A 12,688-nucleotide genomic window follows, 5' to 3' on the forward strand; every position below is an offset into this window, starting at 1 on the left:
GCCATGACCGAAAAGCAGCCCTATTCCGCCACCCCCGCCACCGGCCACCGCATGCGGCCAAGCCGCGTCCTGCGCACCATCGCCGCGGGGGGCGTGGCGCGCGTCCTCAAGCTCAACACCTATGATGCCAAGGTCGCCGAGATCTTCGCGCAGGCCCGTCCCGATGCGCTCTGGCTCTGCCAGGAGCATACCTCGGCCGGCATCGCTGCCATCGAGCATCAGATCCGCGCCGCCAAGATCTACGATGTCGATACCCTCGTGCGGGTCGCGCGCGGCAGTTATTCCGACTATATCCGGCCGCTTGAGGCCGATGCCACCGGCCTCATCGTGCCCCATGTCATGGGCGCCGCCGATGCGCGCGCGGTGCGCGACATGACCAAGTTCGCCCCGCTCGGGCGCCGCGCCGTCGATGGCGGCAATAATGACGGCATGTTCACCCGCGTCGGCTTTCTCGATTATCTCGAAACCGCCAATCGCGAGCGCTTCGTCTGCCACCAGATCGAGGACCCCGAGGCGCTCGAGGAAATCGAGGCCATCGCCGAGATCGACGGGGTCGATGCCCTGTTCTTCGGGCCCGGCGATTATTCGGTGCGGCTCGGCATTCCCGGCCAGATCCAGGCGCCCGAGATCGTCAAGGTGCGCGAACGCGTCGCCGAAGTCGCCCGCCGCCACGGCAAGATCGCCGCGACCGTCGCCGGCAAGGCCAATGTGAAGGATTATGTGGCCATGGGCTACAATCTGCTCAGCGTCGGGGCCGATGTCGTGGCGCTTGCCACCTATGCCGATGACATGCTCTCGGCCTTCGAGGGGCTCTAGCCCCTGTCATGGCGGCCCCCGCCCGCCCGGCTGCAGGCACGAGGCAAGATCGCGGGGCCGGTCGCGTCCGCCACCGGCCCGAAGGAGCGCTTGCCAATAGAGAATCCCGAGCGCTTCCGGCACAAACGGCCATCTCGCCTCGCCGCTCCAAGCCAGCGGCGGACGACCAGAGGCCCGCGCGGGCTTCAGATCTTGCCGGCGGCCCTGAGGTCGGCCTGCAGCTTGGCCTGGTAGGCGGCGCGCGCTGCTTCGTCTACCTTGGCGCTTTCCCCGAAATAGACGAAGCCCAGCGCCCGCCGCGCCCGGGTCGGCGAGGTGTTGGGGCCGGCCCAGTGGATGGTCTTGGAGTGATGCATCAGGAAGGTGCCGGCCTCGCCGGGAAAGGCGACGGTCCCCTCCCTGTCCCCCTCCGTGCCGAAATCGGTGATCCCCTGCGAGAAGCCGAGGATTTCCGATCGTCCATGCGGCCGATAGCCGGGCACGCGATGCGAGCCGCGCACATAGTGGATGCAGCCATTTTCGGGGTCGACGCGCTCCAGCGCCAGCCAGCCGGTCACCGCGGCGGGCGGGTTGAAGTGAAAGTAATAGCCATCCTGATGCGGCGGGGTCGGCTTGCCTATGCCGGCCGGCTTGTTGAAATATTCGAGGTTCACCGCCCTCGCCTTTTCTCCCAGCATCGCCTCGGCGAGGCTGCGTATGGTGTCGGTCTCCAGCAGGTCGCGGAAATAGGCGTCATACATCTGCATGTTCTGCATCTGCTTGAGCGTGCCGCGATTGCCCTTTTCCTCGTAGAACACCTCGGTGTCCTTCATCTCCGGCACGCGGGTTTCGCAATAGCGTTCGAACTCGCGATTGATCTCGGCCATCTTTTCCGGCCCGAAGAGCGGGGTGATGGCGATGAAGCCGTCGCGGTCGAAATCGCTCTTGAGGCTCGCGATGGGGGGATGGGGCTCGATCATTGTGGCGCGCTCCGTCGTGGGGTGTCGCCCCATCTGAGACCAGCGGGCCGCCCGCGTCTGTTGAGGAGTGCGGCAGGAGGCTCGGAATTCCGATTGCGCCGCCTCCGCGCCTCTGGCCTTCCCCGCCTCTTCGCGCTTCCCTTGCCGCCGGCGCAGGTCCCGCGCCGCCATCGAGGCCAACACTGATGCCGCCGGCCCTCTCCGCCTCACCCATCGAGACCGCCGACAGCGCCCCGGCGATCACCCTGGGCGAGCACCGGCTCGGCCGTTTCGACCGTCGCATGCCGATCGGGCCGGCCTGCTGGAGCTTCCACGACCTGTTCTGGGTGCATGAGGGCAGCGTCAGGCTCGATGTGGGCGGGGTTTCGGGGCTGGTCCTGTCTGCCCCGGCGGGCCTGCTGATCCTGCCCCAGACCGAATTTGCCGGCTCCGCCATCGGCGGCTTTGCCACTGCCTCGATCTGCCATTTCAGCTGGCCGGGCGCCGCACCGGCCTTCCAGGGGCCCGGCCATCGCCTCGTCCGCCCGGGCGAAGCGCTGCACGTGCAGGCCATGCTGCGGCTCAGCCTCGATCTCGTTTCCGGCCAGGGCGCCGCCGATCTGGCGCGTCGGCAGCGGCTCCTGCGCGCCATCATCGACTGCTTCGATGGTCCGGCCCCCGCAGCCCCCGATACGGCCGCCCCCCGCGACGCCGGCCTCGAGCTGGCCTGGCGGCAGGCGCTCTCGGCGCTCCACAAGATGCGCACCTTGAGCGATGTCGCGGCGCTGATGGGGGTGCATGAAAGCGCCCTGCGCGCCCGCCACCGACGCCACTACCGCACCTCGGCGGGCAGCCATCTGCGCGAGTTGCGCCTGAGGCGCGCCGAGGATCTTCTCGCCACGACGCGATTTCCCTTAGGCGAAATCGCCCGCACTGTGGGCTATGGTCACGCCGAAACCTTCATCGCCGCCTTCCAGCGCAGCCGCGGCTGCACCCCGGGCGAATTCCGCCACCGCTCCAATCCCTTCGCCTGAAAGCCCCTTGAGCCCCGTGACCGTCCCGCCCGAACCCACCGACTATGCCAAGCTGCGCAAGATGCCGTTCTATTTCGGCTATTCGGTGCTCACGGCCACGGCGGTGCTGTGCACCGTGGGCGCGCCGCTCGTGCTGTTCGCCGCCGAGCTCAATATCGACAAGGACAGGATCGGGATGATCGGGGGCATCCTGCCGCTCTTCCAGATCCTGGGCATTGCGAGCCTCCCGGTCATCCTGCGCTTCGGCACGCGGCGCGTCGCGGCCCTCGCGCTCATTGCCCGCTACATCTTCCTTTTGCCGCTCTTCATCGCCCCGCTTTTTCTTGATCGGCCCGACATCGCCTTCGCGCTGATCCTCATCTCGGTGGTGTGCTACGCGGTCTGCCGCACCCTTTCGGAGGCGGCCGCCACCCCCTGGTCGCAGGAATTCATCCCGCGGCTGGTGCGCGGGCAGATCAGCGGCAAGATCGCGCTCGCTTATCTGCCGGTGGCGTTGATCGGCTCGTTCCTCATCCAGCTCTGGCTCGATGGGCAAGAGGGCATCGGCCGCTTCCTGCCGGTCTTTGTCATCGGCATCCTCATCGGCATTGCCGGGGGCGCGATGCTTTTCGGCCTCGATGGCGGGCGCCCGCGCCCCAGCCGCGGCACGGCGCGCGCGGCGCTGGCCCAGCTCGCGGTGCCGCTGCGCGACCGCAACTTCATCGCCTTTCTCTATTCCTCGGGCACGCAATATCTCGTCTTTTCGGCCCTCAACATCTTCCTCATCCTGTTCTTTCGCGAAAGGCTGGGCATTTCGAGCGGCCAGATCGTGCTCATGGCGGCGCTCGTGCCGGTGGGGGCGGCGGCGGGCAGCTATGCGGCGGGCTGGTTCATCGACCGGCACGGCACCCGCGCCATCCGCATCACGCTCCAGGCCCTGCAGGTTTTGCTGCTGCTCGCGCTGCCCTTCCTGCATCCGGGCCTGCCGGGCGTGGGCATCCTTGCGGGCGCCGTCTTCTTCCTCTTCGGCTTCCTCGTGCAGGGGGCGATGGTGGGGGGCAGCGTCTACATGCTCAACTACGTGCCGCCCACCGAGCGCGAAAGCTACATGGCGCTCGCCTACAGCAGCGACGGCATTTTCGGGGGCGGGCTCACCGTCATGGCCGGCATCCTCGTGCAGGCCTTCGAGGTCTCGAGCCTCGATCTCGGCCCCGTCGCGCTCGGCGGCTATGAGGCGCTGTTTTTGGCCGGCGCCCTCGTCACAATCAGCTCGGCGGCGGTCTTTGCGCTGCTCAAGGAGGAGGGAGCGACCGGGGTGCGCGATTTCCTCGGCCAGTTCTCCACCGGCAATCCGCTGCGCGCGCTCTGGGGCATCCAGCGCTTTTCGAGCTTCACCTCCGAGCAGCGCCGCCGCGATCTCGCCTATGGCTTTGGCGGCACGGGCAGCACGCTCGCCAAGGACGAGCTGATCTCGGCCCTCTCCGACCCGAGCTTCGATGTCCGCCACGAGGCGATCCGGGCACTGGCCCGCCTGCCCGCCACCCCCAAGGCGATCCGCGCGCTCGAGGATATCCTGGGCTATCACGGGCTCATCGAGCTCCAATATGCCGCCATCGACACGCTGGGCCAGTTGCGCTCCACGGCCAGCGCGCCGCGCATCGTACCGTTTCTCGATGATGGCAATCGCCTGTTGCGGTCGCGCGCCGCCCGCTCGCTGGGCGATCTGCGCGCCGAGGCCGCGCTGCCCGCCATTCGCGCCATGCTGGCGAGCGATCCCGATATCGATTGCCGGCTCGCGGCCGCCTCGGCCCTGGGCAAGTTCGGCGATCGCGACAGCGTTTCCGGCCTCGTCGCCCTTTATGCCGCCGCTGCCCGCGATCCGGACCGGATCAGCGAGCCGCGCAGCAAGGTGGTGCTGCTGGCGCTCGCCAAGATCCTCGGGCTCGAGGAGAGTTTCGCGCGCAACTGGCGCCGCGAGGAGCGCATGACGGGCTATTGCCTGCCGGGGCTGCTCACCCGGCTCGCGGGCGTGCTCGATGCGCGGACCCCCGAGGGAAAGCAGGGAAGGGAGGCGCTGACCCGCGCCGCTGCCGGGCTCGGCACCGGCCCGACCGGGGAGAGCTTTGCCGCCCTCTGCGCTATGCGCCCGCTGCTGGTCCGCTCACGCCACCCCGATGCGCCGCTGGTGGTCGCGCTCATCGATGGCACGGCGAGCCTCCCCGATCCCCACCGGGCGCTCCTCATCCTCCTCGCCATCGCCGCCCGCCACGTCCTGCGCCCGGCGCGCGGCACCTGAAGGCCGAGGCTTTCTTACCTCTCCCTATGGGCGCGAGGTCGGCCGAAGGCCGGGTGAGGGGGCCTCGCCCTAGGCGCAATGTAGAGAGCCTCGCCCCAGCACTAACCCCACGCACGGCGTCATTCCCGCGAAAGCGGGAATCCAGTTTTTATTTCAGCACCTTGCGGAATTCAGTGCCCCTGGCCAAGGCCCCCTCACCCGGCGCTGACGCGCCGACCTCTCCCCCAAAGGGAGAGGTGAAGAGGGTCCCCGCACTCAGCATCATGCCAGAGCCGCCATTCCCGAGCCGTGTGCACCCCTTACCTCTCCCCCAAAGGGAGAGGTGAAGAGGGGCCTCGCACTCAGCATCATGCCAGCCCCCCATTCCCGAGCCTTTCGCACCCCTTACCTCTCCCCCAAAGGGAGAGGTGAAGAGGGGCCTCGCCTCGCGCACCATCTCCAACGTCCCGCCCACCATCCGCCAGCTATCGACCGCCCTCACCCGACTTGCGGCCCGGCCAGCCCATCAGCAGCTGCGCCGACGCTTCCGCCTCGCGCGCCTTTGCGGGGTCCTTGAACACCTTCATCACGCAGCGCGGCTCGGTGCGGCTGATCGCGTCGTAAACGAGGTGGTAGCCGGTCTTGTCCATGATCGGCCCGATCCAGCCGGCGCAATGGTCGCAATAGCGCGTCATCGGTTTGGCGTCATTGTCCATCGCCTTGGCGAGGCTGGGGCAGGCATGCATGTGCAATTCCAGCCGGTCCTCGTGGAGGTCGAGATCGAGGCCGCAATTCTCCTCGTCCTTGATCACGCTCCAGTACTGGTACATGCCGGCGAGCCCGCGCGTCTCGATCAGCTCCAGGATGTGCTTTTCCTGGTTCTTGCTGATTTCGAGCCAATAGAGCTCGAGATCCGCCTCCCCTTGCGTCTCGAGGAACTTGAAGACCTCGTTGTAGAACCGCGTGAAGTGATCGCTGGGGATCATGCGCGCCTCCTGATGATCTGGCGGCAGGCGCCGGGGCCGGTGATCTCTGTCGTGATCGCAAAAGGCGAGCCCTCGGCGATAGCTTCATTCACCACGCTGGTCTGGTCGCAAAAATGCGGCGAGACCGCGCCGGCGATCTTGTGCACATGGTGCCAGGCCGGGCAGCGGCGCACCGTCAGCACGATCTCGTCGGGGCCCACGTCGATGTCGTAATCGGCGTTCTCGCGGGTAAAGAAGTGCCGCCAGTGCCGCACCATCTCGTCCCGGTCCCCGGCAAGGACATGCCGGCGCAGATCGGCATAGACGTCGGTGCCCATCTTGCGGAAGATGTCGTGCAAGACGTCGATGCCATAGCGGCCCACGATGAAATCGATCGTGGTGTTGACCGCCCCGTGGAAGTCGAGATGCACATTGCCCTCTTCCTGATAACGCAGCGGGGGCGGTTCAAGCGGCTCTGGCATGGCTGTCCCTCTGGTAATGCACGCTCCCGCCGATCACGGTTTCCACCACCGACAGATCGGCCGCATCGAGCAGCACGAAATCGGCGAGCTTGCCCTTCTCGATGCTGCCCAGATCCGCGTCGCGACCGATGACACGGGCCGGCACCAGGCTTGCGGCATGGGCTGCCTGCACGAGGTCGACACCGGCCATGCCGATATAGTTGCGCATCGCCTCGTCCGAGGTCAAAGACGATCCGCAGAGCCCGCCCTTGCGGTCGCGCACCGCCTTTCCGGGCGCGCTGGTGACGAAATAGCCCGGATAGAACTCGAATTCGGTGCCCGGCAGGCCGGCATATTTCATCGAATCCGTCTCGAGAAAAACCCGGTCCGCCGGCAGTTGTGCCAGGATGCGCAGCAGCTTGGGGTGGGCGTGGATGCCGTCGGCGACCACCCCCAGCGCCAGGTGCCGCTCGGCCAGAAGCGCATCGGGCAGGGAAAACACATGCACGCCCGAATTGTCCGGGGGCAGGGCGCGCATCACGTCATACATGTGGGTGACCGCATCGATGCCCCAGCCCACATAGCGTGACACATCCTCGGGCGCCGCCTGGCTGTGCCCGAAATGGATCGAGACGCCATGGGCCCGCATCAGGGCGATGAAGGCCTGGGCGCCGGGCAGTTCGGGGGCGATGGTCACCGCCGCCAGTCGCCCGCCCGCCGCCTCCAGCATCATGGCGCCCAGTGCCTCGGAGGGCAGTTGCAGGTTCTGCGGGTTGTGTGCGCCGGGCGAATTGAAGCACGGGCCCTCGCTGTGGATGCCGAGCGCGCGCGCCCCCGTGGCCTTGCCGCAGGCGTCCGAAAGGCGCTTCAACGTCTCTGCGAAGGCGGCGGGCGGCTGGCAGCCGATCGAGGGCAGGAAGCCGGTGACCCCCCGTGCCGGCAGCTTGGCGGCGGAATCGGCGACGCCGTCCGGGGTGGCGTCGGCATAATGGTTGATGTCGAAACCATGCTGCAACAGGTCGATCATGCCGGGAAACACCAGTCTTCCGGCGGCGCTTCGTGTCGTCCAGTCAGTTCCCGTCGCGGTTCCGGGCAGAACAAGGTCGACGATCCGGCCGTTCTCGACAAGCACGTCGCGCTGCAGGAGCCCGGTGGGCGAGACCACGAGGCCCCCGGCCCACTTCTGCTTGACACCCATAGGGGAACCTCTATTTAGCATGTTATTATGCTAATGAGTTAACCTAACGCGCGCGGGGTGTAAATATGGCTGGCCGCACCGTCTGCATCACCGGCTCCACCCAGGGCATCGGGCTCGGCATCGCGCGTGCCTTCGCCCAGGCAGGCTATCGCATCGTGCTCAATTCGCACCGTCGCGACGCGGCTGCCGAGGCCGCCATCGCCGAAATCGGCGCGCTCACTGAAACGGCCTTCTGCGAGGTCGACCTCTCCCTCTCCGGGGGCGGGGAAAAGCTCGTCGCCGAGGCGATCGGACAGTGGGGCCATCTCGATACGCTCGTCAACAATGCCGGCACCTTTGCCGATACGTCTTTCGGCGAACTGACCGAAGCGATCTTCGAGCGCACCTTCGCGCTCAATGTGCGGGCCTATCTCTTTGCCGCGCAGGCCTTCGCCAATGCCGTGCCCGAAGGGGCCGAGGGGCGCAGCATCATCTGCGTCGGTTCGACCAATTCCATGGCCGCAGAGCGCAACAGCGTCATCTACGATACCTCCAAGGGCGCGGTGCTGATGCTGGTCAAATCGCTGGCGGTCACGCTCGCTGCGCGCGGCATCCGCGTCAACGGGCTGGGGCCCGGGCTCGTGCGCACCCCGCTCACCGAGGGCGCGCTCTCCAACGATCTTCTGCGCGCTCAGCTCTCGCGCCAGATCCCGCTCGGCCGCATCGGGGTGCCCGACGATATCGGGGGGGCTGCGGTGTTCCTTGCCTCGCCCGAGGCGCGCTATATAACCGGCCAGATGCTGTTCGTGGATGGCGGCATTCTCGCCAACCAGCTCTCCTGGGGTCTTGATCCGTGACTGTCGAGCTGACGCCGCGCCACCTGCAATTGCGGGACCTGTTGTTCCGCCGGTGGAAGACGGCGGGGCTCAAGGCCGGCGACAAGATCGAATCGCAGAACGAGATCACCAAGTTCTGCGACTTTTCCCTCATCACCGTCATCAAGACGCTCAAGGACCTCGAGGCCGAAGGCATCATCCGCCGCCAGGTGGGGCGCGGCTCTTTCCTCGAAAAGGCGCCCTGGGCCGAGGCCCATCACCGGGTCGGGTTCTTCTACAACCGCAACATCGTGGGCGGGGGCATCTTCGACAATGTCTTTTACACCCGCATGGTCACCGCGCTCGAGCGCAGCATCGTCTCGGACGGGCATGAATTCTTCATGGGCAGCTTCACCCACGAGAAGATGCCGGTGAGCCTGTGGGACCGGCTCGACATGGTGCTGCTCGCCGGCATCACGGCGGAGACCGACATTTCCGCCATTGGGCAGACCACGAGCCAGGTCAGCGTGCTCGATGCGGTCATCGAGCGTGAGGGCATCCACAGCTATACCCTCGATTATGGCACCGCCTTTACCGAGATGTTCGCCACCATCGGGCAAAGGCCCAATCGCGTGCTCTATCTCGACACCGTGCACATCTCCTCCGAGCAGGCCCGGCGCCTCGCCCAGTTCAAGGCCGCCGCAGAGGCGAGCGAGGCGGTGCAGACCCTCAGCGTCCTCGCCGTCAACCAGGAGGATCGCGACGCCGATATCGCCCCGCTCGAGGCGGCCATCGCCGGCTTCCAGCCCGAATTCATCTGCGGCTACATGCATCATGGCTGGCAGGCCCGCATGGCCGAGGCCAGCGCCAAGCCGGTGCGCATCTATCCTTATGGCCTCGATTCGAGCCGCCCCGGCTTCGTGGTGGAAGGCGGGGCCTGGCTCAAGAGCGTCGTCCCCACCCTCTACCGCATGCTGGAGGATCGGCCCGCCGAGGGTTCGGACCACAGTTTCCCCGCCCATTTCGTTCCCTGACCCCGAGGCCAGACCATGCTCAAGCTCGTCGATAGCGGCGCCCGCTCCAACCTGCCCTTCAGTCCCGCCTTCATCGCGGGCGATCTGATGTTCGTCTCGGGCCAGGCCTCGGTCGATCCCGATACCGGCGCCATCATTCCGGGCAGCTTCGAGGAGGAGATGCGCCGCTCCATCGAGAACCTTTCGGCCATTCTCAAGGCCGGCGGGCTCAGCCTCGACCATGTGGTCAACGTCAAGTCCTATGTCGCCTCCGAGGCGGATCTGGCGCTCTACAACCGCATTTATCCCGAATATTTCAGCCAGCCCACGCCGAGCCGCAGCACCATCGTGGGGGTCCTGGGCACCAAGCTCAAATTCGAGCTCGACTGCGTCGCCTATGCCGGCGCCACCCGCCAGCAGGCCGTGCGGGTCTGACCCCTCGCTAGATTTCCAGGCGCCGCGCGTGCTGGTCGAGCCATGTGCCCGGCACCAGCACCGCCCCGCGGGCCCGCTCGTCCTCGGCGATGACGCCGGGGCTCATCACAGGCGCGGCCCCGTCGCGCGGCGCATAGCCCAGCGCCCGGCGCGTCGGGGCGATATCCCAGCGCATGCCGGGATTGTCCGAGACGAGGTTGAAGATCCCGAACCCTGTCGGCGCGGCCGAGACCACGCCATCCATGCAGGCGAGGAAATCGCGGTTGGAGAGCCACATCTCCTGCCCCCAGCTTCCGATGCCGAGGTCCGGGCCCGGCAGGTTCGCCCCCGGCCAGATATTGCCGATGCGCAGCGCGATGAAATCGGCCCCGGTCTCTGCGGCGAAGGCGCGGCCCAGCTCCTCCCCGATGAGCTTGGAGACCGCATAGGGGTTGAGCGGCAAGGGCGGGCTCTGCGGCCCGATGGTCTCGGTGCGGAAGCGATAGCCGCCCATCACCTGGTTGGTGCTGGCAAAGGCGACGCGCCCGACCCCTTCGGACCGCGCCGCGCGCAGCACATTGCCCGTGCCCACGATATTGGGCCCATGCACCTGGGCCCAGGTCGAGGCCGGCGAGATCTGCCCTGCCAGATGGATGACCGTGTCCACGCCCGCAAAATGCCGCGCCCAGCCCGCGTCATAGGCGGCGATGTCGGCGGCGTGGATACCCGGCCCGGCCACCCTGTCGAGCAGCACGAGTTCATGCGCGCTTGTCTCGCGCCAATGGGCCACGAGCTTGCCGCCCAGATTGCCCGCCGCCCCGGTGATCAGAACCCTCGCCATCCCCGCCTCCCGCATCGCTTTGCCCCCACGATAATGCCGCGGCCCTAAGCCCGGTAAGCCCCGCCCGTTCCGTCGGGAGGAACCGCGATGCAGCGCGGTTTCACGGCGGAGCCGCAAGCGCCTGCCGAAAAAGGTGCCAGTGTTCCGCCCTGCATCACATTTGCGCAGGCGGAGCGGTGGAATTTCGCATCGCGGAACATCTGCGCATTTACAGCGGTGGAGCGTCATGGCCTCCTGTGGGGTAGTGGCGCGTCTCTGGCCCTGTCGGCCGGGCCGCGCAGGGGACCAGATGACGGGAGCCAACATGACGATTTTCAGGACTATGAGGCACGGGCTGAGCCTGCTCGTTGCCGGTTCGGCCCTTCTTGCTGCGGTGCCGGGCATCGCGCTTGCGGCCTCGCCGCGTGCCGATGAGGGCAAGATGATCCTCGTGGCGCGGCAGGATCCGGGCACGCTCGACTACACCAAGAGCAATCTCACCGCGCTGCGCCTGTGGATTCCGGCCAACGTCGTGGAACCGCTCGTCTATTTCAACAAGGATGGCAGCGTCTCCCCCGGCGTCGCCGAGGCCTGGGAGATCAGCGAGGACCGCCTCGTCTATACCTTCACCATCCGCGAGGCGAAGTTCTCCGATGGCGCGCCGGTCACGGTCGAGGACGTGATCTATTCGCTCAACACCATGAAGGCGAGCCCGGTGTCGCAGAACGCCGCCGCCTACCAGGCCGTCACATCCATCGAAAAGGTCGATGACCGCACCGTGCGCGTCACCCTCGATCGTCCAAGCCAGAATTTCTGGCGCGGCATGGGCGGCACCGCCGGGCTCATCCAGCCCGAGGCTGCGGCCGGGGGCATCGCCACCAACCCCATCGGCACCGGGCCCTACAAGCTCGTCAACTACACCTCCAACAGCAGCTTCGAATTCACTGCCAACGAGAATTACTGGGGCGAGGCGCCGGCCATCAAGGACGTCACCGTGCGCATCGTCACCGATGGCACGGCCGGGCTCAATGCGCTCGAAGCGGGCGAAGTCGATGCCCTGCCCGTCATCACCATCGACCTGTGGGAACAGCTGATGGCGCGCGGGCTCGACAAGAGCTTCTCCATGGTCACCTATCCGCAGATCGGCGAGCCGACCTATGCGGTGTTCAACCAGAAGCTCGATCCCGAACTGCGCCAGGCCCTGGCCATGACGCTCGACCGGCAGGCCTATAACGATGCCTTCGGCGCCTCCTGGGGGGCGGAAAACACCTGCACCTTCGCCCTGCCCAACCAGGCCTGGTACGCGCCGGAAAATCCGGAAACCTGCCCCTATCCCTATGATATCGAGAAGGCCATGGCGCTCGTCGCCGAGAAGGGCTACGCCTCGACCCCGCTGGTCTACGCCTCGCTGAGCGACGTGCCGGACCTGTCGCTGCCCGCCGACATCATGGTGCCAACCATGCAGGCGGCCGGCTTCAACATGACGCGCAACGCCATCGACCTCGCCCGCTATTCGCAGCTGATCTTCCAGGGCCGGCCGCCGCAGTTCGATGTCACCGTCATGTCGGGCGATGCCGATCCCACCCAATGGGCCTGCGCCGAGGCTTCGGCCGCCGGCTGGAGCACCTATTGCTCGGCCGAGTACACCCAGGCCCTCGCCGATGCCGACAAGGCGCTGAGCGACGAGGACTATCTGGCGCTGATGGAAAAATCGGCCGACATCCTGCGCAAGGATGCCGTCATCGTGCCGATCATCGCCAAGAAGGGCGTCGGCCTGTTCGATCCCGACCTCAAGGGCTTCGTCGAGCCGCGCGTCTCGGTCGCCATCGAGCTGGCGCCGCTGCACTGGTAAACTGACAGGGAGCCGGCCGCCTCCGGCTCCCCGTCCCGAACCGCCGCCAAGGCGTCGACAGAAAACCACTGGCCGGGCCGGCAATCGCGCCTATGCTCGGCCTCCGGGCCCTGCCGGAATCGCGACCTG

12 protein-coding genes are annotated in these 12,688 nt (G+C 66.9%); 7 read left to right on the plus strand and 5 right to left on the minus strand.

Annotated features, from left to right (window positions below; genetic code table 11):
- Nucleotides 1-3 precede the first annotated feature (3 nt).
- Nucleotides 4-816 (plus strand): HpcH/HpaI aldolase family protein, encoded by an 813-nt coding sequence (locus BT183_RS13030; RefSeq protein WP_072343764.1) that lies wholly within the window; start codon nucleotides 4-6, stop codon nucleotides 814-816.
- A 185-nt stretch (nucleotides 817-1,001) separates the two neighbouring features.
- On the opposite strand, the gene BT183_RS13035 is transcribed toward BT183_RS13030, so the two are convergent.
- Entirely contained in the window at nucleotides 1,002-1,775 is a 774-nt protein-coding gene (locus BT183_RS13035) for a phytanoyl-CoA dioxygenase family protein (protein WP_072343767.1), read from the minus strand.
- Between the two features lie 185 nt (nucleotides 1,776-1,960).
- Between BT183_RS13035 and BT183_RS13040 the strand changes: the two genes are divergently transcribed.
- Both BT183_RS13040 and BT183_RS13045 read left to right on the plus strand, forming a co-directional pair.
- Nucleotides 1,961-2,788: a helix-turn-helix transcriptional regulator gene (locus BT183_RS13040; protein ID WP_072343770.1), complete on the plus strand. Its 828-nt coding sequence runs from the start codon at nucleotides 1,961-1,963 to the stop codon at nucleotides 2,786-2,788.
- Nucleotides 2,789-2,804: 16 nt separating this feature from the next.
- Nucleotides 2,805-5,063 carry an MFS transporter gene (locus tag BT183_RS13045; protein WP_177282523.1) on the plus strand — a complete coding sequence of 753 codons (2,259 nt, stop codon included), beginning with the start codon at nucleotides 2,805-2,807 and terminating at the stop codon, nucleotides 5,061-5,063.
- A gap of 464 nt (nucleotides 5,064-5,527) precedes the next feature.
- Here BT183_RS13045 and BT183_RS13055 read toward each other — a convergent pair whose 3' ends face one another.
- The 3 genes from BT183_RS13055 to BT183_RS13065 are packed head-to-tail and all read right to left on the minus strand — an operon-like array spanning nucleotide 5,528 to nucleotide 7,666.
- Nucleotides 5,528-6,028: a hypothetical protein gene (locus BT183_RS13055; RefSeq protein WP_072343779.1), complete on the minus strand. Its 501-nt coding sequence runs from the start codon at nucleotides 6,026-6,028 to the stop codon at nucleotides 5,528-5,530.
- On the minus strand, nucleotides 6,025-6,489 hold the full coding sequence (locus BT183_RS13060; RefSeq protein ID WP_072343781.1) for a hypothetical protein: 465 nt from the start codon (nucleotides 6,487-6,489) through the stop codon (nucleotides 6,025-6,027). The genes BT183_RS13055 and BT183_RS13060 overlap by 4 nt, the downstream gene beginning before the upstream one ends.
- Nucleotides 6,473-7,666, minus strand: a complete 1,194-nt coding sequence (locus BT183_RS13065; RefSeq protein ID WP_072343784.1) for an N-acetylglucosamine-6-phosphate deacetylase — start codon at nucleotides 7,664-7,666, stop codon at nucleotides 6,473-6,475. The genes BT183_RS13060 and BT183_RS13065 overlap by 17 nt, the downstream gene beginning before the upstream one ends.
- Nucleotides 7,667-7,731: 65 nt before the next feature.
- On the opposite strand from BT183_RS13065, the gene BT183_RS13070 reads away from it, so the two are divergent.
- Genes BT183_RS13070 through BT183_RS13080 form a run of 3 tightly spaced genes read left to right on the plus strand, consistent with a single transcriptional unit; the run spans nucleotide 7,732 to nucleotide 9,908 of the window.
- Nucleotides 7,732-8,502 carry an SDR family NAD(P)-dependent oxidoreductase gene (locus BT183_RS13070; protein ID WP_072343786.1) on the plus strand — a complete coding sequence of 257 codons (771 nt, stop codon included), beginning with the start codon at nucleotides 7,732-7,734 and terminating at the stop codon, nucleotides 8,500-8,502.
- Nucleotides 8,499-9,494 (plus strand): GntR family transcriptional regulator, encoded by a 996-nt coding sequence (locus BT183_RS13075; RefSeq protein ID WP_072343788.1) that lies wholly within the window; start codon nucleotides 8,499-8,501, stop codon nucleotides 9,492-9,494. Before BT183_RS13070 ends, BT183_RS13075 begins: the two co-directional genes overlap by 4 nt.
- Before the next feature lie 15 nt (nucleotides 9,495-9,509).
- Nucleotides 9,510-9,908 (plus strand): RidA family protein, encoded by a 399-nt coding sequence (locus tag BT183_RS13080; RefSeq protein ID WP_072343790.1) that lies wholly within the window; start codon nucleotides 9,510-9,512, stop codon nucleotides 9,906-9,908.
- Between the two features lie 7 nt (nucleotides 9,909-9,915).
- On the opposite strand, the gene BT183_RS13085 is transcribed toward BT183_RS13080, so the two are convergent.
- The gene (locus BT183_RS13085) at nucleotides 9,916-10,728 is read right to left on the minus strand and encodes an NAD-dependent epimerase/dehydratase family protein (RefSeq protein WP_072343792.1); all 813 of its coding nucleotides are present in this window, start codon (nucleotides 10,726-10,728) and stop codon (nucleotides 9,916-9,918) included.
- A 304-nt stretch (nucleotides 10,729-11,032) separates the two neighbouring features.
- Here BT183_RS13085 and BT183_RS13090 point away from each other — a divergent pair, with 304 nt between their 5' ends.
- A complete protein-coding gene (locus BT183_RS13090; protein ID WP_072343794.1) occupies nucleotides 11,033-12,559 on the plus strand; it encodes an ABC transporter substrate-binding protein in 1,527 nt (508 codons plus the stop codon).
- The last annotated feature ends 129 nt before the right edge of the window (nucleotides 12,560-12,688 follow it).

Source organism: Devosia enhydra, assembly GCF_900119845.1.
Taxonomy (GTDB): Bacteria; Pseudomonadota; Alphaproteobacteria; order Rhizobiales; family Devosiaceae; genus FPKU01.

What these genes read in the sequence shown, in the direction of transcription:
- BT183_RS13080 (WP_072343790.1), top strand. Translation starts at nt 9,510, where the DNA reads ATGCTCAAGCTCGTCGATAGCGGCGCCCGCTCCAACCTGCCCTTCAGT.
- BT183_RS13085 (WP_072343792.1), bottom strand. Translation starts at nt 10,728, where the DNA reads ATGGCGAGGGTTCTGATCACCGGGGCGGCGGGCAATCTGGGCGGCAAG.
- BT183_RS13055 (WP_072343779.1), bottom strand. Translation starts at nt 6,028, where the DNA reads ATGATCCCCAGCGATCACTTCACGCGGTTCTACAACGAGGTCTTCAAG.
- BT183_RS13060 (WP_072343781.1), bottom strand. Translation starts at nt 6,489, where the DNA reads ATGCCAGAGCCGCTTGAACCGCCCCCGCTGCGTTATCAGGAAGAGGGC.
- BT183_RS13040 (WP_072343770.1), top strand. Translation starts at nt 1,961, where the DNA reads ATGCCGCCGGCCCTCTCCGCCTCACCCATCGAGACCGCCGACAGCGCC.
- BT183_RS13030 (WP_072343764.1), top strand. Translation starts at nt 4, where the DNA reads ATGACCGAAAAGCAGCCCTATTCCGCCACCCCCGCCACCGGCCACCGC.
- BT183_RS13035 (WP_072343767.1), bottom strand. Translation starts at nt 1,775, where the DNA reads ATGATCGAGCCCCATCCCCCCATCGCGAGCCTCAAGAGCGATTTCGAC.
- BT183_RS13065 (WP_072343784.1), bottom strand. Translation starts at nt 7,666, where the DNA reads ATGGGTGTCAAGCAGAAGTGGGCCGGGGGCCTCGTGGTCTCGCCCACC.
- BT183_RS13090 (WP_072343794.1), top strand. Translation starts at nt 11,033, where the DNA reads ATGACGATTTTCAGGACTATGAGGCACGGGCTGAGCCTGCTCGTTGCC.
- BT183_RS13070 (WP_072343786.1), top strand. Translation starts at nt 7,732, where the DNA reads ATGGCTGGCCGCACCGTCTGCATCACCGGCTCCACCCAGGGCATCGGG.